Source organism: Nonomuraea sp. NPDC049028 (assembly GCF_043197735.1).
Classification (GTDB): Bacteria; Actinomycetota; Actinomycetes; order Streptosporangiales; family Streptosporangiaceae; genus Nonomuraea.
Genome location: NZ_JBICTR010000023.1, coordinates 54,527 through 74,994 on the forward strand (window position 1 = coordinate 54,527; position 20,468 = coordinate 74,994).

Below are 20,468 nucleotides of genomic sequence, written 5' to 3' on the forward strand. Positions count from 1 at the left end.
CACCGGCCGTGCGCGCCCTCTCGCAAAGACAGGGCCCGCCACGACCGGTGGGAGGAGGCGTCAGGACTTGTACGAGCGGGCCAGCCGCTTGACCGCCGCCTGGTAGATCTCGTCGGAGTCGAGCCGCCGCAGCTCCTCGGCCAGCAGCTCGGCGGTCTGCCGACGGGTCAGGGCCACGTTCCGGTCCGGCTGGCCGGGCCGCGACAGCGTCGCCAGCCGGGCGTCGCTCCTGCACACCGCCAGCACGCCGTCGGCCGTCGTGAGCCGGACGGCGGTCAGGCCGGGCCCGTTGGAGTCGGCCACCTTGACCGGCGCGCCGAGACGTTCGGACAGCCACGCGGCCAGCAGCGGCGCGCTGGGGTTGCCCGGGGACGCCTCCACGGTGCCCTTGCGCACCTTGCCCGTGGGCTGGTCGAAGGCCGCCGCCAGCAGGCTGCGCCACGGCGTCAGCCGGGCCCAGGACAGGTCCGTGTCACCGGGCGCGTAGCCCTTGGCCCTGGTCACCAGCGACTCGACCCCGCCGTCGCGCGAGCCCCTGGCGTCGGAGATGCGGCGCTGGGCGAGCATCCCGACCGGATCCTTGGACATCACCTCGGGCGCCAGTCCCGGCCACCAGGCCACGACCGGCGTGTCGGGCAGCAGCAGCGGGCTGACCACCGAGTCGGCGTGCTCGGTCAGCTCGCCGTAGAGCCGCAGCACGACCACCTCGCCCGGCGTGGACTCGCCGATGCGCAGCTCCGCGTCGAGCCGGTTGGTCTCGTCGGGCTCGCGGTTGATCACCACGATGATGCGCGAGGGGTGCTCGCGCGCCGCCTCGCTGGCCGCGCGGAGCGAGTCGTACTGGTCGCGCTCCTCGCAGACCACGATCAGCGTCAGCACCATCCCGACCGCGGGCGCGCCCATCTGGTGGCGCAGCTGCGTCAGCTGCGAGGAGATCTTCCCCGCTGTCGTGTCGGTGAGCATGAAGGTGGTCATCAGAGTCTCCTCCATACGCGGCCGTCGCCCATCATCGCGTCGGCCGACGGCGGCCCCCACGAACCGGACGGGTAGCCCTCGGGCTGGCCCTGGGTGGCCCAGAACTCCTCGATCGGGTCGAGGATCTTCCACGACAGCTCGACCTCCCGCTGGTGCGGGAAGAGCGGCGGGTCGCCGATCATCACGTCGAGCAACAGCCGCTCGTACGCCTCGGGGGACGACTCCAGGAACGACTCCCCATAGGCGAAGTCCATCGAGACGTCACGTACCTCCATGGCCGTGCCCGGCACCTTGGAGCCGAACCGCACGGTGATGCCCTCGTCCGGCTGGACCCTGATGACCAGCGCGTTCTGGCCGAGGATCTCGGTGTCGTCCTTGCTGAAGGGCAGGTGCGGCGCCCGCTGGAACACCACGGCCACCTCGGTGACCCGGCGGCCGAGGCGCTTGCCGGTGCGCAGGTAGAACGGCACGCCCGCCCAGCGCCGGTTGGCGATCTCCAGCTTGATGGCCGCGTAGGTCTCGGTCGTGGAGTCGGCGGAGATGCCGTCCTCCTGCAGGTAGCCGACGACCTTCTCGCCGCCCTGCCAGCCCGCGTCGTACTGCCCGCGCGCGGTGTTGAGCGCCAGGTCCGACGGCAGCTGTACGGCCTTGAGCACCTTCTCCTTCTCCCGCCGCAGCGCGGAGGCGGTGAAGGACGTCGGGTCCTCCATCGCCACCAGGGCGAGCAGCTGGAGCAGGTGGTTCTGGATCACGTCGCGGGCCGCGCCGATGCCATCGTAGTAGCCGGCCCGGCCGCCGATGCCGATGTCCTCGGCCATGGTGATCTGCACGTGGTCGACGAAGCTACGGTTCCAGATGGGCTCGTAGAGGTTGTTGGCGAACCTCAGGGCCAGGATGTTCTGGACGGTCTCCTTGCCCAGGTAGTGGTCGATCCTGAAGATCGAGCTCTCCGGGAAGGCCGAGGTGGTGATCTCGTTCAGCTCGTGCGCCGACTTCAGGTCGTGCCCGAACGGCTTCTCGATCACCACGCGCCGCCACGACCCGGGAGGCGCCTGGGACACGCCGGTCCGCTTGAGCTGCTCCACCACGACGGGGAAGAACTTCGGCGGCACGGAGAGATAGAACGCATAGTTGCCGCCGGTGCCCCGGGTCTCGTCGATCTCCTTCAAGGCCATCGCCAGCGCGTCGAACGCGCCGTCGTCGGAGAACTCGCCCGGCACGAAGTGGATGCCCTCGCGCAGCTGCTTCCAGACCTCCTCACGGAAGGGCGTCCTGGCGTGCGCCTTGACGGCGTCATGCGTCACCTGGGCGAAGTCCTGGTCCTTCCAGTCACGCCTGGCGAACCCGACCAGCGAGAAACCGGGCGGCAGCAGCCCTCGGTTGCCCAGGTCGTAGATCGCCGGCAGCAACTTGCGCTTGGCCAGGTCACCCGTCACGCCGAACAACACCAGCACACACGGTCCGGCCACCCGGGGCAGCCGCTTGTCGCGCGGATCGCGCAGCGGGTTGGCGGCCGCCACTTCCAAGGTGGTGGAGGTGGCCGCGGCCGAGGTGGCTACCGTGGCCGCGATCGTCTCCTCAAAGTCGAGCGCCTCCTCCGAGGGTGTTTCCGGGTCTTTCATCTCAAGCCTCCTGTGCGGCTGCGAGCAGGTGCGCGACTCCGGCCGCGCGATCGGTCAGGTGCAGGCGTACGGCCGGCCGGCCGCGCCGCAGCAGTGCCCCGAGGTCGCCGAGGGCCTGCGCGAGCTCAAGCCCGCCCAGCGTGTACGGCCTGCCGGGCACCGGCACGTCGTCGGCCACGGCACCGGTGATCTGCAGGAACACCCCGTTCTGCGGGCCGCCCTTGTGATATTGGCCGGTGGAGTGCAGGAACCGCGGCCCCCACCCGAAGGTGACCGGCCGGTCGGTGCGCAGGGCCAGCAGCGCCCGCAGCGTGGCCGGGTCGGCCGCCATCCACGCGTCGGTCATCTGCTCGAAGTCGGCGCCGTCCGGCACGAACACATCGAAGGCCGACAGCCGGTCCAGATACGCCATCACGGCCAGGTAGCCGTCTTCGGGCACCGCTTCGAGCAGCTCGGTCAGCACGCCCGGCAGATCCCTGGCCTTGGTGGCGCCGTACACCTCCACGGGCCCGTCGACGAAGGCCGGCTCGCCCAGCGGCAGCGCCTCCATGTCGAGCAGCGCGGCCGTGTTGTCCTTGGACTCGGCGACGTTCGGCTGGTCGAACGGGTCGATCCCCAGCAGCAGCCCGGCCACGGCCGTGGCGTACTCCCAGATGAGGAACTGCGCGCCGAGCGGCCCGTCGACGCGCACGTCGCCGTCGTCGGAGTCGATCCCGACGACCAGCTCGTCACGGGCGCCGTTCGGCTCGGCGCCGGCGACCGGCAGGATGCCCAGGCCGTTCTTGCCCGTGGACTCGGCGACGAGCTGCTCGATCCAGTCCGACAGCCCGCTGATCACCGACAGCCGGTCGTCGACGATCAGCTTGTCGCGTCCGGCCAGCGCCGCCCCGCCGAGTGCCACGCCCAGGTCGAGCCCGGGGTTGCCGGCGTCGAGCGAGAGCAGCGGCAGCACCTCGTCGGCGTCGTCGAGCAGCCGTTCGACGTCGGCCCCGGCCAGCGCGCTGGGCACCAGGCCGAAGGCCGACAACGCCGAGTAGCGGCCGCCCACGTCGGGCACGGCCGGGACCAGGCGGTAGCCGGCGTCCACGGCCGTCTGCTCCAGCGGCGAGCCCGGGTCGGTGACGACCACGATGCGGTCGGCCGGGTCGATGCCCGCCTGGCGGAAGAGCTCCTCGTAGACGCGCAGGTGACTGTCGGTCTCGACCGTCGAGCCGCTCTTGCTGGCCACGACCACGATCGTGGCCTCCAGCGGCTCGGCCAGCGCCCGGCGTACCTGACCCGGGTCGGTGGTGTCCAGGACGGTCAGCGGCACGTCGGCGCTCGCGCAGATCACCTCGGCCGCCAGCGACGAGCCGCCCATCCCGGCCAGTACCACGTTGGTCAGGTGCTCGGCGCGCGCCCGCTCGGCCAGCTTGCCGAGCTCGGGCAGCAGCTCGCGCGAGGTGCGGGGCAGGGTCAGCCAGCCCAGCCGGACGGCCGCCCCCGCCTCCGCGTCGCTGCCCCACAGCGTGGGATCGCCGGCGGCGAGCCGCGCGGGCACGCCGTCGGCGACGAGCCGCCCCGCGGCGGAGGAGGCGGCGTTGGCCACCCCCTCCTCGCGGTACGAGACGGTCATCAGCGGGCCAGGTTCTTGCTGACGCTCTCGAGGAGTTCGTTCCAGGACGCCTCGAACTTCTCGACGCCCTCGTCCTCCAGCACGTTGACGACGTCGTCGTAGTCGACGCCGGCCTCCTTGAGCGCCGCCATGGTGTTCCACGCGTCCTCGTAGAAGGGGCGCACGGTGTCACCGGTGATGTTGGCGCCGGCGGCGGTCGCGTCGACCGTCTTCTCCGGCATCGTGTTGACGGTGCCGGGGGCGACGAGCTGGTCGACGTACAGCGTGGGCGAGTAGTCGGGGTTCTTGACGCCGGTCGAGGCCCACAGCGGGCGCTGCGGGCGGGCACCGGCGGCGCGCAGCCGCTGCCAGCGCTCGGAGTTCATCACTTCCTCGAACGCCGCGTAGGCCAGGCGCGCGTTGGCCACGCCCGCCTTGCCCTTGAGCTCCGGCCGGCCGAGCTGGTCGAGCCGCTTGTCGATCTCGGTGTCGACCCGGCTGACGAAGAACGACGCCACCGACTCGATCGAGCCCAGGTTGAGACCCTTGGCCTGCGCGGCCTCCAGGCCGGCCAGCCAGGCGTCCATGACCGCGCGGTAGCGCTCCAGCGAGAAGATCAGCGTGACGTTGACGCTGATGCCCTCGGAGAGCGCCTGCGTGATCGCGGGCAGCCCCTCGAGGGTCGCCGGGATCTTGATGAACAGGTTGGGCCGGTCGACCAGCCACCACAGCGCCCGCGCCTCGGCCACGGTCTTGTCGCTCTCGCGGGCCAGCCGCGGGTCCACCTCCAGGGACACGCGGCCGTCGACGCCGGCGGTGGCGTCGTAGACCGGGCGCAGCACGTCGGCGGCCCAGCGGATGTCGTAGGCGGTGATGGCGCGTACGGCCTCGCCGAGGTCGACCCCGCGCACGGCCAGGTCGTGCAGCTGGGTGTCGTAGGCGTCGCCCTTGCTGAGCGCGCCGGCGAAGATGGTCGGGTTGGAAGTGACGCCGACCACGTTCTTCTCGCGGATCAGCTGCTCCAGGTTGCCCGTGCGCAGGCGCTCACGGCTGATGTCGTCCAGCCAGATGGACACGCCCTGGGCGGACAGCTTCTTGAGGTTCTCGCTCATTTCGTTCAGTTTCCCGTCGTCTCGCCTTTGTCGTGGCCCAGCTTGGCGAGGCTCGCCTTGGCCGCGGCGGCCACGCGCTCCGCCGTCAGCCCGAATTGCTCGTACAGCGTCTTATACGGCGCCGACGCGCCGAAGTGTTCAAGGCTGACGACCTCGCCCCTCTCGCCGACGAACTCACGCCAGCCCAGAGCGATGCCCGCCTCGACCGCGACCCGGGCCTTGATCGCTGACGGCAGAACACTCTGCCGATACGCAATGTCCTGCCCTTGGAACCACTCCACACACGGCATCGACACGACCCGCGTCGGGATGCCTTCGGCTTCGAGGAGTTCGCGGCCGTTGACGGCCAGCTCCAGCTCGCTGCCCGTGGCGATGAGGATCACCTGGGGCTGCCCGCCGGACGCCTCGTGCAGGACGTAGCCGCCCTTGGCCACGCCCTCGGCGCTGGTGCCCTCGAAGATCGGCAGGTTCTGCCGGGTCAGGGCGAGCGCGGCGGGCCGGTCGTCGTGCTCGAGCACTGCCTGCCAGGCGTACGCCGTCTCGTTGGCGTCGCCGGGGCGCACCACGTCGAGGCCGGGGATCGCGCGCAGCGCCCACAGGTGCTCGACCGGCTGGTGGGTGGGGCCGTCCTCGCCCAGTCCGATGGAGTCGTGCGTCCACACGTAGGTGACCGGCAGCTTCATCAGCGCCGCCAGGCGCACGGAGGGGCGCATGTAGTCGGAGAAGACCAGGAACGTGCCGCCGTAGGGCCGGGTGCCGCCGTGCAGGGCGATGCCGTTGAGAATCGCGCCCATGCCGTGCTCGCGGATGCCGAAGTGCAGCGTGCGGCCGTAGCGGTTACCGGGGAACTCCTTGGTCTGGTATTCCTCCGGGATGAAGGACGGCTCGCCCTTCATCGTGGTGTTGTTGGACTCGGCCAGGTCGGCCGAGCCGCCCCACAGCTCGGGCAGCACCGGCGCGAGCGCGTTGAGCACCTCGCCCGACGCCTTGCGGGTGGCCATCGAGCCGCCCTTGTCGAAGGCGGGCAGCGCCTCGGTCCACCCGGCGGGCAGCTCGTGGCGGGAGATGCGGTCCAGCTCGGCGGCCCGCTCGGGGTTGGCCTCGCGCCAGGCGTCGTAACCCTTCTGCCAGGCGGCGTGCGCCTCGTGACCCCTGCGGGCCACCTCGCGCGCGTGCTCCAGCACCTCGGCGGGCACGTCGAAGCTCTTTTCCGGGTCCATGCCGAGGACCCGCTTGGTGGCGGCGACCTCGTCGGCGCCGAGGGCGGAGCCGTGGATCTTGCCGGTGTTCTGCTTGTTCGGGGCGGGCCAGCCGATGATCGTGCGCAGCCGGATGAACGTCGGCCGGTCGGTCTCGGCGCGGGCCGCCTCCAGCGCCGCGTGCAGCGCCTGGATGTCCTCCACGTACTCACCGGACTCGGTCCAGTCGACGCTGAGCGTGTGCCAGCCGTAGGCCTCGTAGCGCTTGACCACGTCCTCGGACTTCGCGATCAGCGTGTCGTCCTCGATGGAGATGTGGTTGTCGTCATAGATGACGGTGAGGTTGCCCAGCTTCTGGTGGCCGGCGATCGAGCTGACCTCGTGGCTGATGCCCTCCTCGATGTCGCCGTCGCTGACCATGCACCAGATGTGGTGGTCGAAGGGCGAGGCGCCCGCCTCCGCGTCGGGGTCGAACAGGCCGCGCTCACGGCGGGCCGCCAGGGCCATGCCGACGGCGTTGCCCAGGCCCTGGCCGAGCGGGCCCGTGGTGGTCTCAACACCGACCGTGTGCCCGTGCTCCGGGTGACCGGGGGTCAGGCTGTCCCACTGGCGCAACCCCTTCAGGTCGTCCAGGTCGAGTCCGTATCCGGACAGGAACAGCTGGATGTACAGCGTCAGGCTGGAGTGCCCGCACGACAGCACGAAGCGGTCACGCCCCAGCCACGTGGGATCCGTGGGGTCGTGGCGCATCGCGTGCTGGAACAGCAGGTACGCGGCGGGAGCCAGGCTCATGGCGGTGCCCGGGTGACCCGAACCCGCCTTTTCGACTGCGTCCATGGCCAAGGCTCGAACGACGTCGACCGCTTGCTTGTCTAGGTCGGTCCATTCGAGGTCTGGCACGAGTTCGGTGCTCAAGTGCTCGGTCTCCGGAATCTAGTTGTCATTGGTGGTACCGGTTGGCATATCCCGCCACACCGGACCCTAACTGAGTGGAGTCGGCGAAAGATTCCCCTTCCACCCCCGTGCGTGTCCCCCCATTGGCCGGACCGGACGACCCTGCTACTACAGTTTGGTTGTTCTCGTTGTCATCACAGGGACGCCGTGGCGTCCGTCCATGAGATTCCGCTCCAATCAGAGGTTACGCGTTGACTCCGCACGTGCTGGAAGCGCCTTGACGGTGCTGACGAACAGGCAGACGACGGCCCCCGCTCCCGCGGCCGAGCCGCCGAGGACGATCGGCATGCTCGTCAAGGCCTACATCGCTCTGACCAAGCCGCGGATCATCGAGCTCCTGCTGATCACGACCCTCCCTGTGATGTTCCTCGCGGCGGGCGGGCTGCCGCCGCTGTGGACGTCGATATCGGTCATGGTGTTCGGCACCCTGTCCGCGGGCAGCGCCAACGCGCTCAACTGCTACGTGGACCGCGACATCGACCAGAAGATGCGCCGCACCAGGCGGCGTCCGCTGGCCAGGCACCAGGTCTCGCCGACCGGCGCGCTCGTCTTCGGCATCGTGCTCGGCGTGCTGTCCTTGGTCGGCCTCTGGCTGACCACCAACTGGCTGGCCGCCATGCTCTCCACCGGCGCCATCCTGTTCTACGTCATCGTCTACTCGATGATCCTCAAGCGGCGCACCGCCCAGAACATCGTCTGGGGCGGCATCGCGGGCTGCATGCCGGTGCTGATCGGCTGGGCGGGCATCACCGGGCGGCTCGACTGGGCGCCGCTGGCGCTGTTCGGGGTGGTGTTCTTCTGGACGCCGCCGCACACCTGGACGCTGGCCATGCGCTACAAGGAGGACTACGCGGCGGCCAAGGTGCCGATGCTGCCCGTGGTGGCCACCGAGCGCCGGGTGATCCTGGAGTCGATCGCCTACACCTGGGCCACCGTGCTCTGCTCGCTGGCCCTGTGGCCGGTGGCGCACACCACGCTGTTCTACCCGATCGCCGCCGCCGCCCTGGGCGCCATGTGTCTGTGGGAGGTCCATCGCCTCCTGGCCCGCCTCAACTCCGGCAAGACCGGTGTCGACCTGCGCCCGATGCGCTTCTTCCACTGGTCCAACGCCTATCTGGCGCTGCTGTTCCTCGCCGTCGCCATCGACCCGCTGCTGAGCTGAGCCCACCGCCCGTTGCGGTGGGCTTCGTGCTGTCGTTATGGTGAACACATGAACAGCTCTTCAGGTGTTGTGGCTTCGCTCGACGGCTGCGTCGTTCAGGAGCCCGACGCCGAGCGCGTCGCGGCCACCCGCGACCGGCTGGTGACGCCGGACACCGGCTGGCCGACGCGCACGTACGGATGCTGCTCGACCTCAGCCGCGAGCATATGAGGGAGGAGCGCTGATGGGCCACGGTCACGGGCATGGTCACGGGCACGGCCACTCGGCCGACGCCGACAAGCGCTACCTGGTGGGCGCGCTCGCGCTGATCGTCGGCTACATGGCGATCGAGGTGATCGCCGGGCTGATCGCCAACTCGATCGCGCTGATCTCCGACGCCGCCCACATGCTCACCGACGCCAGCGCGATCGCGCTGGCCCTGGTCGCGATGCGCTTCGCCGCCCGGCCCGCCCGCGGCGCCTACACCTTCGGCTGGAAGCGCGCCGAGATCCTCTCGGCCCAGCTCAACGGCCTCACCCTGCTGCTGCTCGTGGCGTACTTCTGTTACGAGAGCGTGCGCAGGCTGCTGGAGCCGCCCGAGGTCTCCGGGCCCATCGTGGTCGTCACGGCCGTGGCCGGCATCGTGGTCAACGCGCTGGCCGCCTGGCTGCTGTCCAGGGCCGACCGGCGCAGCCTCAACGTCGAGGGTGCCTTCCAGCACGTGCTCAACGACATGTACGCCTTCATCGCCACCGCGATCTCCGGCGTCGTGGTGTGGCTGACCGGGTTCCGGCAGGCCGACGCGATCGCCGCGCTCGTGGTCGCCGCGCTCATGCTCAAGGCCGGCTGGGGGCTGCTACGCGATTCGTCCAGGGTGCTGCTCCAGGCCGCGCCGAGCGACCTCGACCCCGACGAGATCGGCGGGGTCCTGGCCGGCGACCCTGACGTGGTCGAGGTGCACGACCTGCATGTCTGGACGGTGACCAGTGGCTATCCGACGCTGTCGGCGCACGTGATCGTGGCCCGCGGGTCCGACTGCCACCAGGTCCGCACCCGCCTGGCTGACCTGCTGCACGATCGCTTCGAGATCGGCCACACCACGCTGCAGGTGGACCACGGTCTCAAGGACCGGACGGAGCATTGTGAGGACCCGCACGGACCGCGCCACCTGGGCAGGACAGCGCCTTTTTGATCCGTTACAGTCACGGTATGGCGTCCCGTGATCCACGCTGGGTGTTGAAGGACCGCCCGTCGTTCACGTTGATCATCGGGCTGATCGTGACCGGCCTGTGCGCACTCGTCTCCTTCGCCTTCGACGTGCTCAACGGCGCGCCCGTGCAGTTCTTCATCTCGCTGATCCTGGCGCTGGCGCCGGTGCCGCTGCTGCTGGCCGCCGTGCTGGCGCTGGACCGCATGGAACCGGAGCCGCGCAGCAACCTCATCTTCGCCTTCGCCTGGGGAGCGGGCGTGGCGGTGCTGGTCGCGGGCGTGATCAACTCGCTCAACCTGCACTACATCATCGACGCGGCCAACCTCAGCGCGGCCAGCGCGCGCAACGTCGCCGCCACCTTCGGCGCCCCCGTGGTCGAGGAGACGATGAAGGGGCTGGTGCTGCTCGGGCTGCTCAGATTCCGCCGGGCCGAGCTCGACGGGCCGACCGACGGCATCATCTACGCCAGCATGGTCGGCCTCGGCTTCGCGATGAGCGAGAACGTCAGCTACTACATCGCCGCGCTCAACTCCGACCAGGGCGGCATCGGGCTGGCCGTCACAGTGGTGCTGCGCGGCGTGCTGTCGCCGTTCGCGCACCCGCTGTTCACCTCGATGATCGGTGTCGCGGTCGCCTACGCCGCCCAGCGCCAGGGGTCGGACCGGGTCTTCTCCATCCTGGCCGGCTGGGTCGGCGCGATGCTCCTGCACGGCCTCTGGAACGGTCTGAGCTCCTACGGCGGCTTCCCCGGCCTGGTCATCGCCTACCTGGTGCTGCTGGTCGTGCTCGTGGTGCTGATCGCGCTGGTGATCAGTGATCGGCGGCGCATCGTCGCCCTGATCCAGCGCTACCTGCCGCCGTACGAGCCGACCAAGCTGGTCAACCCGGCCGACATCCACATGCTGTCCGCCCTGTCACGGCGTCGGCGGGCCAGGCAGTGGGCCAAGGTCCACGGCGGCAAGCGCGGGCTGCGCGCGATGAGCGACTACCAGCTCGCGGCGACCGAGCTGGGCCTGCTGCACGAGCGGGCGGCCCGGCGGATGATCGACGAGCAGACCTTCCACGAGGAGCAGCGGGCCCTGCTCGAATGCATGAGCACCGCCAAGGCGAGCTTCCCGGTGCCGCCCGCCCACCTCGGGGCCGCGGCGCGGGGCACCCCGCCACCGGGCTACGCGCCCGGCTGAGCCAGGATCGCGCGCAGCGAGGTCTCCCGCGGGCCGGGATAGACGGGGTCGGAGTGCAGCAGAAGCGCGTCGGCGAACGCCTTGCCGGTGGCGAACACCTCGCGGGCGGCCGAGGCGTAGGTGGTCGCCGCCCACTGCTTGACGGAGTCGTCGCCCACGCCGAAGGTCGTCAGTCCCGCCGTACGGCAGAGCGTGACCGCTCTCGGCAGGTGGAACACCTGAGTGACCACGGTCAGCCGCTCGGCGCCGAAGACCTTGCGGGCCCGCACGCACGAGTCCCAGGTGTCGAACCCGGCGTAGTCGAGCACCATCACCGCGTCCGGCACGCCCTTGGCCCGCAGGTAGTCGCGCATGGCCGTCGGCTCGTCGTACTCCTTGCGGCTGTTGTCGCCCGACAGCAGCAGCGCCTTGACCTTGCCCGCGTGGTAGAGCTCGGCCGCGATGTCGAGGCGGCGGGCCAGCATGGACGAGGGACGGCCGGCGTACAGGCCCGCGCCGAGCACGAGCGCCACCTGCGAGGTGGGCACCCGCGCCAGCCAGCCGGCGGTGTCGGCCACCTCGCGGTGGTCCGAGCTGTCGAGCCACGCCCAGGTCATCGGCGCCAGGACGAGCACGCTGAGGAGTACCAGTCCTTGGTACAGGCGGCGCAGGGTCTTCCGAGCGGGACGGGCCAAAGCCACTCAGGGACCTCACAAGGTAGAGGGAGGTAGTCCCTCATACCTTGGCATAGCGGGTCAAAAACCGGCTGGGGTTTCGGTGGGGGAGGGGTTCAGCGGGTCAGACTCTGGCCGGTGCTTCGGTGGGGGAGGGGGTGGCGGGGGCCGGTAGCGGGTCGCGGGTGCGCAGGCAGGTGACCACCCTCAGCGTGGCGATCCAGACCAGGGTCGAGCCGAGCACGTGCAGGCCCACCAGGAGGGCGGGCACCGCCAGGAAGTACTGGATATAGCCGATCACGCCCTGGGCCAGCTCCACCACGAGCAGCGCCAGCGCCGCCCGGCGGGCCGCTCTGGGCGCGTCGGTCACGTGCAGCGCGAACAGCAGCGCGAACGACAGCCCCAGCACGATGTAGACGATGTCGGAGTGCAGGCGCACCACACTCTCGATGTCGAGATCGAACCGGGAGGCCACCGCGTCGCCGGAATGCGGCCCCGTGCCGGTCACCAGCGCCCCGGCCAGGAGCAGCACCGCCACCGCCGCGACCAGCACGAAGCCGAGGCGCCGGATGTCGCGATGCGTCACCCGACGGGCCGGACCGTCGCCTTCGCCCGCCCGCACATAGAGCGTCCAGCAGGCGACGATCAGCGCGATGGAGGCCAGGAAGTGCACGCTGACCGTGACCGGGTTGAGCAGGCTTCTGACCACCAGCCCGCCCCACAGCGCCTGGAAGACGATGCCCGCGGGCTGCAGCAGGGCCAGCCAGAGCAGCTGAGGGCGCCGGGGGGCCAGCCGCATCGCCGCCACCACACAGGCGAACCCCACCGCCAGCACCAGGAACGTCAGCAGCCGGTTGCCGAACTCGACGGCCATGGTGACGGGCGAGATCTCGGGATGCGCGACGGGCACGAAGCTGTCGGGCGTGCACTTCGGCCAGGTCGGGCAGCCGAGCCCGGAGCCGGTGAGCCGCACGGCCGCGCCCGTCACGGTGATGCCCGCGTTGACCACCACAGACGCCAGAGCCCAGCCCCGCATCGACTCGGCGGTCGGCGCCCAGAAGGAGAACAGGCGCCGCACCAGGGCGTTTGGGTGGTCTGTGGGTAGTTTCACGTCGGAGAGCTTCACGTCATCGATGGTAAGGGGCTGGTCGTCCGGTCCTTGACCCGGGAACGTGCTTCTCAAGCGGCATGGGTATGTGACATATTACAGCTGGGAGGTGAGGATGTCGGATGTGATCGTCATCGGCGCCGGAGTGGTGGGCGCCGCGTGCGCCTATTACGCCGCACGGGCCGGACTGGACGTGACCGTGGTGGACCGCGGCCCCGTGGCCGGCGGCACGACGGGTGCGGGCGAGGGCAACGTGCTGGTCTCGGACAAGGAGCCGGGCCCGGAGCTGGACCTCGCGCTGCTGTCCAACCGCCTGTGGGGGGAGCTGGCCGCGCTGGGCGGGTTCGAGTACGAGCCCAAGGGCGGCCTGGTCGTCGCCGAGACCGACGAGGTCCAGCGGCAGCTCGTCGAACTGGCGGGCAAGCAGGGCGTCGAGTACGCCGTCGTGCCCGCCGACGGCTTGCCCGGCTACGAGCCGCACCTGGCCGAAGGGCTCGCGGGCGGCGTCCACTACCCGCAGGACGCCCAGGTGCAGCCCATGCTGGCCGCCGCGCAGTTGCTCCGGCACGGCGCGGAGAGCTACGGCCACGGCACGCTTCACCTGCGCACCGGCGTCACCGTGACCGGGTTCACGCGGTCCGGGGACCGGGTGACGGGCGTACGCACCGACCAGGGCGACATCCTCGGCGGCGCGGTGATCAACGCGGCCGGCACGTGGGGCGGCGAGATCGCCGGGCTCGCGGGCGTGGCGCTGCCGATCCTGCCCAGGCGCGGGTTCATCCTCGTCACCGAGCCGCTGCGCGAGCCGCTGATCCGGCACAAGGTCTACACCGCCGCCTACGTCACCAACGTGGCCAGCGACTCCGCCGACCTGGAGACCTCGGCCGTCGTCGAGGGCACCCCGGCGGGGACGGTGCTCATCGGGGCGAGCCGGGAGCGGGTGGGTTTCGACCGCACGACCTCGCCCCGGGTGCTGGCCCGGCTGGCGGCCCAGGCCGTCGCCCTGTTCCCGGCGTTGCGGGAGGTGCGGGTGATCAGGTCGTACTGCGGGTTCCGGCCGTACTGTCCGGACCATCTGCCGGTGATCGGGCCGGATCCGCGCGCGCCCGGGCTGTATCACGCGTGCGGGCACGAAGGGGCCGGGATCGGGCTCGCGCCCGCGACCGGGCTCCTGCTGTCCCAGCTGCTGACCGGCGCCCGCCCCGAACTCGACCTGTCCCCCTTCCGCCCGGACCGCTTCGCGACCTCGGCCGGATCCTCGTCCGGGAGTTCGTCGGGGTCCCCGTCCGGGAGCTCGTCCGGGTCCCCGACCGCGACCCATGGCGGATCCCCGACCGAGACGCCCGCCGGGTCCTCCCGTGCGACCGAGGAGTCCGCGTGACCTTCCAGATCACGATCGACGGCCGGGCCGTGCCGGTCGAGCCGGGGCAGACGATCGGCGCGGCCCTGCACGCCGCCGGAGTCCGCGCCTGGCGGACCACCCGCTTCGGCGGGCGGCCGCGCGGCCTGTTCTGTGGCATCGGCGTCTGCTTCGACTGCCTGATCACGGTGAACGGCCGCCCACCAGAACGCGCCTGCCTGCTGGAGGCCCGGCCCGGAGACGAGGTGACGACCGCATGAGCCCGACCGACGACCATGTGGGCGCGCCCCACGACCGCAGCCCCGGCGACGGCCTTCGCGATGACCGGGTTCGTGGCGATGACCGCGCTCGCGATGACCGCGCTCGCGATGACCGCGCTCGCGATGACCGCGCTCGCGACGACTATGTGAGTGTGAGCTGCGATCTCGCCGTTATCGGTGGTGGGCCCGCCGGAGTGGCGGGGGCCCTGACGGCGGCGCTGCGCGGCCTGAGCGTGGTCCTCGTCGACTCGGGTGCCCGCCTCGGCGGCCAGTACTTCCGCCACCCGGACGGAGCGGCGCGCGGCGGCACACCGGGTCTGGACCGGTTCCTGAGGCAGGCCCGCGCGCTCGGCGAGCGGGCCGAGGTCCTGCTCGGGCATCAGGTGTGGACCGTGACGCGGGACGGCGACCGGCTGACCGTCCATTGCCAGACGCCGGACGGCCGCGCGGTGGCGGTCCGCTGCCGTGACCTCCTGATCGCCACCGGCGCCCACGACCGGCCGCTGCCGTTCCCCGGCTGGGACCTGCCCGGCGTCCTGACGGCGGGCGGCGCCCAGGCGCTGCTCAAGGGCAACGGCGTCGTCGCGGGGGGCCGGGTGGTCGTCGCCGGCACCGGGCCGTTCCTGCTGCCCGTGGCCACCGGCCTGGCGGGGGCGGGGGCCGAGGTGCTGGGCGTGTTCGAGGCCAACGGCGGCCTGGGCCTGGCTCGGCATCCGCTGCTGGCCGCGGGCAAGGCGGGGGAGGCGGCGGGCTACGGGCTGGCCATGGCCAGGCACCGGGTGCCGTACCGGACGCACCAGGCGGTGATCGCCGCCCACGGCGAGCGCGAGCTGGAGGCGGTCACCGTCGCGCGGCTCGACGCCGACTGGAACGTGCTCGCCACCCGTGAGCTGGCCTGCGACACGCTGGCCGTCGGCTACGGCTTCGTCCCCCAGATCGAGCTCGGCGTCGAGCTCGGCTGTGAGACCCGCCAGGACGCGGACGGCATGCCGGTAATCGCGGTGGACGGCCGCCAGCGCACCACGGCGCACGGCGTCTGGGCGGCGGGCGAGCCGGTCGGCGTGGGCGGACGGTACCTCGCCGAGCTGGAGGGCCGTATCGCCGGCCTGGCCGTGGCCGGTGAGCCGGTGCCCGGCGTGCTGGCCAGACGGCGCCGGCGGATGCGCGCGTTCGGCGAGGCGCTGCATCACGCGTATCCGGTCAAACCGGGCTGGCAGGGCTGGCTGCGCGACGACACGCTGGTGTGCCGGTGCGAGGAGGTGCCGGTCGCCCGTGTACGCGCGGCGCTGGAGCTCGGCGCCACCGACGCGCGCTCGGTCAAGCTGCTGGCCAGGCCCGGCATGGGCTGGTGCCAGGGCCGCGTCTGCGGCTACGCGGTCGCCTGCCTGGCAGGGGAGTCGCCCCGGCCCCCTCGCCGCCCCATCGCGCAACCCATCTCTCTCGGCGCTCTCGCCGAGCTCGAGCTCGATACACCCTGATTTGGAGGACTCTTTAATGACAAATCGCATTAAATCCTGGCACGGTGTCATGGTGGCCACGGCTCTCCCTCTGCGTGAGGACCTGTCCGTCGACTTCGACGGCTATGCGGAGCACTGCCGCTGGCTGGTCGAGAACGGCTGCGACGGCGTGGTCCCCAACGGGTCGCTGGGCGAGTACCAGACGCTCACCGCCGAGGAGCGGGCCAAGGTCATCGAGACGGCCGTCGAGGCGGTCGGCGGGGCGAACGTGATGGCGGGCGTCGGCGCGTACGGCGCGGCGGAGTCGCGGCTGTGGGCCGAGCGCGCCGCCGCGGCCGGCTGCGGTTCGGTGCTGCTGCTGCCGCCCAACTCCTACCGGGCCGACGAGCGCTCCGTGATCGCGCACTACCGCGAGGTGGCCAAGGCCGGGGTGCCGATCGTGGCCTACAACAACCCGTACGACACCAAGGTGGACCTGACGCCCGCGCTGCTGGCCAGCCTGCACGGCGAGGGCCTGATCGTGGCCGTGAAGGAGTTCAGCGGCGACCCGCGCCGCTCCTACGAGCTCGGCGAGCTGGCTCCCGGCCTCGACGTGCTGATCGGGTCCGACGACGTGCTGCTGGAACTGGCGATCGCCGGGGCCGTCGGCTGGGTCGCCGGCTACCCCAACGCGCTGCCCGCCTCCAGCGTCGCCCTCTACCGGGCCGCGCTGGCCGGTGACCTCGAGACCGCGCTGCCCCTGTACCGTACGCTCCACCCGTTGCTTCGCTGGGACTCCAAGACGGAGTTCGTGCAGGCCATCAAGCTGTCGATGGACATCGCGGGCCGTCACGGTGGGCCCTGCCGCCTGCCGCGCGTGCCGCTGACCGAGACGCAGGAGGCGGCCGTACGCGGTGCGACGGAGAAGGCGCTCGCGGAGGGCATGCGATGAGGACGAAGCGGGTCTTCCACGCCGTCGACTCGCACACCGAGGGCATGCCCACCCGCGTCATCACCGGCGGCGTGGGCGTGATCCCCGGCGCGAGCATGGCCGAGCGGCGCGTCTACTTCCGCGACCATCTCGACCACATCCGCAGGCTGCTGATGAACGAGCCGCGCGGCCACGCCGCCATGAGCGGCGCCATCCTGCAGCCGCCCACCCGGCCCGACGCCGACTGGGGCGTGCTGTTCATCGAGGTGTCCGGGCTGCTGCCGATGTGCGGTCACGGCACCATAGGCGTGGCGACCGTGCTGGTGGAGACCGGCATGGTGGAGGTCGTCGAGCCGGTCACGACCGTGCGCCTGGAGGTGCCCGCCGGGCTCGTCGAGGTGGACGTGGCCGTCAAGGACGGCATGGCCATGTCGGTGACGCTGCGCAACGTGCCCGCCTACAGCGACAGGCTCGACGCCGTCGTCACGGTGCCCGGCTTCGGCGACATCCGCTACGACCTGGCGTACGGGGGCAACTTCTACGCCATCGTCGACCTCGACGACTACGGCCTGCCCTTCGACCGCAAGGCCAAGAACGAGATCCTGGCCGCCGGGCTGGCCACGATGGCGGCGATCGACGCGGCCGACGAGCCCGTGCACCCCGAGGACGACCGCATCCGGGGCTGCCACCACGTCTACTTCACCGCGCCGGGCTCGGACGAGCACCACTCGCGGCACGCGATGGCCATCTACCCGGGCTGGTTCGACCGCTCGCCGTGCGGCACCGGCACCAGCGCCCGGATGGCCCAGCTGCACGCCCGTGGCCGGCTGGCCGTGAGCGAGGGGCCGGGTAGCGGGGAGTTCGTCAACGAGTCGTTCATCGGCACCCGTTTCATCGGCCGTCTGCTGGGGGAGACCACCGTCGGCGGACGGCCCGCGGTCGTGCCGGCCATCACCGGGCGTGCCTGGGTCACCGGCACCGCCCAATACTTCCTCGACCCGCGCGACCCGTTCCCCGAGGGATTCGAGCTGTGAGCGTCACCACGGTCGACTACCACACCGCCGGCGAGCCGTTCAGGATCGTCACCGGTGGCGCCCCGGACATCCCGGGCGCCACCGTCCTCGAACGCCGGGCCGCCGCACCTGACGGCCCGGCCGAGCGGGTGCGGCGGCTGCTCTGCCACGAGCCGCGCGGCCACGCCGACATGTACGGCTGCTTCCTGGTCCCGCCCGACGACCCAGGCGCCCACTTCGGCGCGCTGTTCTGGCACAAGGACGGCTACTCCACCGCCTGCGGCCACGGCACGATCGCGCTCGGCGTGCACGCCGTCCGCGAGGGCCTGGTCGAGGCGGACCCCGGCGGCGAGACGGACGTGGTCGTGGACGTGCCCTCGGGCCGCGTCACGGCCCGCGTACGCGGCTCGCGGGACCGCGTCGAGTCGGTGACCTTCGTCAACGTCCCGTCGTACGCCATCGCGCGCGCCCTCCCCGTCGCCGGGGTCGAGGTCGACCTCGCCTACGGCGGAGCCATCTACGCCACCCTGCCCGCCTCGGCCGTCGGCCTGACCGTCGAGGCCGGGAGCCTGACGGAGTTCGTCGGCCACGGCCGCCGGATCAAGGCCGCCCTGGCGGGCCACCCGGCCACGCGGCACCCGGCGGACGACCGGCTGTCCGGCGTCTATGGGGTGATCTTCTACGAGGACGTTCCGGGCGAAGGACTGCGCCAGCGCAACGTGACCGTGTTCGCCGACGGCGAGGTGGACCGCTCGCCGTGCGGATCCGGCACGGCCGCCCGGCTCGCCCTGCTCTACGACGACGGTCACCAGGGTCCGCTGATCCACACCGGTATCGCGGGCGGCACGTTCGTCGCCACCGTGGGGAAGGTGACCGACCAGGGCGTGGTCGCCGAGATCGAGGGCATGGCCTACCGCACCGGGCGGCACACCTTCGAGCTCGATCCGGAAGACCCCCTCGGCACCGGGTTCGTGCTGCGGTGAACGCGCTGCCCTACCTCGACGCCGCCACCATCGAGCGGCTGGTGCCCGTGGCGCGGGCCGTACGCATCCTGGAAGAGGCCCTGCGGGACGGGCTCGATCCGGAGGAGACGCCGCTGCGGCCGATCGTCGAGCTGCCCGCCGGGCAGCTCCTGCTGATGCCCGCCGCCGCGGGACGGTACGCGGGCGTGAAGGCCGTCACCATCGCACCCGGCAACGCCGAGCGCGGGCTGCCCCGCATTCAGGGGACGTACCTGCTGCTCGACGGCGACACCCTGAGCCCGCTGGCCGCCATGGACGGCATCACGCTCACCTCGCTGCGCACCCCGGCGGTCTCGGCGCTCGCCGTCAAGCACCTGGCCGGGCCGGACGCCCGTAACCTGGTGGTGTTCGGCACGGGCCCGCAGGCGTGGGGGCACATCCTCGCGCTGGGCGCGGTCCGGCCGGTCGAACGGGTCACGATCGTCGGCCGTGACCCCGAACGCGCCGAGAGCCTGGCCGCCCGCTGCCGCGACCACGGCCTGCCGGCCCGCGCGGTGCACGGCCAGGCTCCGGACCTGAGCGCCGTGGCGGAGGCGGACCTGATCGCCTGCTGCACCACGGCCAGGGAGCCGCTCTTTCCCGGCGAGCTGGTCCGCGACGACGCCACGGTGGTCGCAGTCGGATCGCACGAACCGGAGGCGCGCGAGCTGGACGGAGACCTCGTCGCCCGCGCCACGGTCGTCGTCGAGGCCAGGTCGGCGGCGCTGGCCGAAGCGGGGGATGTGGTCATCCCGGTGCGCCAAGGTACGATCACCACCGGTCATCTCGCCGGGAACCTCGCCGACCTGATCGCCGGCCGGGTTCCTGCGGGCACCGGTCCCCGCGTGTTCAAGAGCACCGGGATGGCGTGGGAGGACCTGGTGGTCGCCGCGGCCGCGTACGAGGCGTGGGTTTAGCGGGGCGCCCCAGCGGGGGTGATCAGCGGGCGTGTACTGAGCGAAGGGATGGCCGGATGGCTGCCGAGGACCGGCTCGACCTGCCGATGGTGGGCGAGCGGCAGAGCTTGCGCGAGCAGGTCGCGCACGCGCTCCGCGCCGCGTTGATCACGGGTGAGATGCGCCCGGGGGTGGTCTACTCCGCGCCGGTGCTGGCCGCGCAGTTCGGCGTCTCCGCGACGCCGGTCCGTGAGGCCATGCTCGACCTGGCCAAGGAGGGACTGGTCGAGGCGGTGCGCAACAAGGGCTTCCGGGTCACCGAGCTGTCCGACCGCGATCTCGACGAGCTGACCGAGATCCGGCAGCTCATCGAGGTGCCCACCGTGACCCGCCTGGCCGACTCCTCGCGCGCGGCCGACTTCGAGCGGCTGCGGCCCGTCGCCGAGGAGATCGTCGCCGCCGCCGAGCGGGGTGACCTGCTCGCGTACGTGGACGCCGACCTGCGCTTCCATGTGGAGCTGCTGACGCTGTCGGGCAACGCCCACCTGGTCGAGGTGGTCAAGGACCTGCGCAACCGGGCCCGGCTCTACGGCCTGTCGCAGCTGTCGGAGCGCGGCACGCTGTCGGACTCGGCCCGCGAGCACGTCGCGTTGCTCGACGCGCTCAAGGCGGGTGACACCGAGGCGGCTCGCCACATCATGTCCGAGCACATCCAGCACGTCCGCGGCATCTGGGCCGACCCGCACTGATCACTTGTCCGGGCCGGCCCGCGCTGATCGCGGCCGCGGTATTCGGACCGGCCCGCACCGATCACGTCCG

The 20,468-nt window shown here is 71.6% G+C and carries 19 protein-coding genes; 12 read left to right on the top strand and 7 right to left on the bottom strand.

Features of this window, described 5'->3' with window-relative positions; all coding sequences use genetic code 11:
- Positions 1-60 precede the first annotated feature (60 nt).
- From opcA to tkt, 5 genes are read right to left on the bottom strand one after another with little or no spacing between them, the layout of a single operon-like run.
- Positions 61-975: a glucose-6-phosphate dehydrogenase assembly protein OpcA gene (gene opcA, locus ACGFJ2_RS56315; protein ID WP_357958402.1), complete on the bottom strand. Its 915-nt coding sequence runs from the start codon at positions 973-975 to the stop codon at positions 61-63.
- Positions 975-2,597 carry a glucose-6-phosphate dehydrogenase gene (gene zwf, locus ACGFJ2_RS56320; protein WP_357958404.1) on the bottom strand — a complete coding sequence of 541 codons (1,623 nt, stop codon included), beginning with the start codon at positions 2,595-2,597 and terminating at the stop codon, positions 975-977. The genes opcA and zwf overlap by 1 nt, the downstream gene beginning before the upstream one ends.
- 1 nt (position 2,598) lies before the next feature.
- On the bottom strand, positions 2,599-4,212 hold the full coding sequence (locus tag ACGFJ2_RS56325) for a glucose-6-phosphate isomerase (RefSeq protein ID WP_393483177.1): 1,614 nt from the start codon (positions 4,210-4,212) through the stop codon (positions 2,599-2,601).
- Positions 4,212-5,303, bottom strand: coding sequence for a transaldolase (tal, locus tag ACGFJ2_RS56330; protein WP_357958408.1), 1,092 nt, complete (start codon positions 5,301-5,303; stop codon positions 4,212-4,214). The genes ACGFJ2_RS56325 and tal overlap by 1 nt, the downstream gene beginning before the upstream one ends.
- A 5-nt stretch (positions 5,304-5,308) precedes the next feature.
- Positions 5,309-7,339 carry a transketolase gene (gene tkt / locus ACGFJ2_RS56335; protein ID WP_393483180.1) on the bottom strand — a complete coding sequence of 677 codons (2,031 nt, stop codon included), beginning with the start codon at positions 7,337-7,339 and terminating at the stop codon, positions 5,309-5,311.
- Positions 7,340-7,673: 334 nt separating this feature from the next.
- On the opposite strand from tkt, the gene ACGFJ2_RS56340 reads away from it, so the two are divergent.
- From ACGFJ2_RS56340 to ACGFJ2_RS56355, 4 genes are read left to right on the top strand one after another with little or no spacing between them, the layout of a single operon-like run.
- The gene (locus ACGFJ2_RS56340; protein WP_357958412.1) at positions 7,674-8,618 is read left to right on the top strand and encodes a heme o synthase; all 945 of its coding nucleotides are present in this window, start codon (positions 7,674-7,676) and stop codon (positions 8,616-8,618) included.
- Positions 8,619-8,666: 48 nt separating this feature from the next.
- A complete protein-coding gene (locus ACGFJ2_RS56345) occupies positions 8,667-8,828 on the top strand; it encodes a hypothetical protein (RefSeq protein WP_393483183.1) in 162 nt (53 codons plus the stop codon).
- 13 nt (positions 8,829-8,841) lie between these two features.
- On the top strand, positions 8,842-9,789 hold the full coding sequence (locus ACGFJ2_RS56350) for a cation diffusion facilitator family transporter (RefSeq protein WP_393483186.1): 948 nt from the start codon (positions 8,842-8,844) through the stop codon (positions 9,787-9,789).
- A 17-nt stretch (positions 9,790-9,806) separates the two neighbouring features.
- Positions 9,807-10,991, top strand: a complete 1,185-nt coding sequence (locus ACGFJ2_RS56355; protein WP_393483189.1) for a PrsW family intramembrane metalloprotease — start codon at positions 9,807-9,809, stop codon at positions 10,989-10,991.
- On the opposite strand, the gene ACGFJ2_RS56360 is transcribed toward ACGFJ2_RS56355, so the two are convergent.
- Both ACGFJ2_RS56360 and ACGFJ2_RS56365 read right to left on the bottom strand, forming a co-directional pair.
- Complete coding sequence (locus ACGFJ2_RS56360) at positions 10,976-11,671, bottom strand: ElyC/SanA/YdcF family protein (RefSeq protein WP_357958420.1); 696 nt, start codon at positions 11,669-11,671, stop codon at positions 10,976-10,978. The genes ACGFJ2_RS56355 and ACGFJ2_RS56360 overlap by 16 nt on opposite strands.
- Positions 11,672-11,768: 97 nt before the next feature.
- Complete coding sequence (locus tag ACGFJ2_RS56365) at positions 11,769-12,770, bottom strand: heme A synthase (protein ID WP_393483192.1); 1,002 nt, start codon at positions 12,768-12,770, stop codon at positions 11,769-11,771.
- A gap of 97 nt (positions 12,771-12,867) precedes the next feature.
- Here ACGFJ2_RS56365 and ACGFJ2_RS56370 point away from each other — a divergent pair, with 97 nt between their 5' ends.
- The 8 genes from ACGFJ2_RS56370 to ACGFJ2_RS56405 all read left to right on the top strand — a co-directional run bounded on the left by ACGFJ2_RS56370 (position 12,868) and on the right by ACGFJ2_RS56405 (position 20,398).
- A complete protein-coding gene (locus ACGFJ2_RS56370; protein ID WP_393483195.1) occupies positions 12,868-14,133 on the top strand; it encodes an NAD(P)/FAD-dependent oxidoreductase in 1,266 nt (421 codons plus the stop codon).
- On the top strand, positions 14,130-14,372 hold the full coding sequence (locus ACGFJ2_RS56375) for a (2Fe-2S)-binding protein (RefSeq protein ID WP_225291383.1): 243 nt from the start codon (positions 14,130-14,132) through the stop codon (positions 14,370-14,372). The genes ACGFJ2_RS56370 and ACGFJ2_RS56375 overlap by 4 nt, the downstream gene beginning before the upstream one ends.
- A 152-nt stretch (positions 14,373-14,524) precedes the next feature.
- Positions 14,525-15,850, top strand: coding sequence for an NAD(P)/FAD-dependent oxidoreductase (locus ACGFJ2_RS56380; RefSeq protein ID WP_393483198.1), 1,326 nt, complete (start codon positions 14,525-14,527; stop codon positions 15,848-15,850).
- Between the two features lie 16 nt (positions 15,851-15,866).
- Complete coding sequence (locus tag ACGFJ2_RS56385; RefSeq protein ID WP_393483201.1) at positions 15,867-16,760, top strand: dihydrodipicolinate synthase family protein; 894 nt, start codon at positions 15,867-15,869, stop codon at positions 16,758-16,760.
- Entirely contained in the window at positions 16,757-17,773 is a 1,017-nt protein-coding gene (locus ACGFJ2_RS56390; RefSeq protein WP_357958430.1) for a proline racemase family protein, read from the top strand. The genes ACGFJ2_RS56385 and ACGFJ2_RS56390 overlap by 4 nt, the downstream gene beginning before the upstream one ends.
- Positions 17,770-18,735, top strand: coding sequence for a proline racemase family protein (locus tag ACGFJ2_RS56395; RefSeq protein ID WP_393483204.1), 966 nt, complete (start codon positions 17,770-17,772; stop codon positions 18,733-18,735). Before ACGFJ2_RS56390 ends, ACGFJ2_RS56395 begins: the two co-directional genes overlap by 4 nt.
- Positions 18,732-19,670 carry an ornithine cyclodeaminase family protein gene (locus ACGFJ2_RS56400; protein WP_393483207.1) on the top strand — a complete coding sequence of 313 codons (939 nt, stop codon included), beginning with the start codon at positions 18,732-18,734 and terminating at the stop codon, positions 19,668-19,670. Before ACGFJ2_RS56395 ends, ACGFJ2_RS56400 begins: the two co-directional genes overlap by 4 nt.
- 56 nt (positions 19,671-19,726) lie before the next feature.
- Positions 19,727-20,398 carry a GntR family transcriptional regulator gene (locus ACGFJ2_RS56405; protein WP_225291377.1) on the top strand — a complete coding sequence of 224 codons (672 nt, stop codon included), beginning with the start codon at positions 19,727-19,729 and terminating at the stop codon, positions 20,396-20,398.
- Positions 20,399-20,468: the final 70 nt, after the last annotated feature.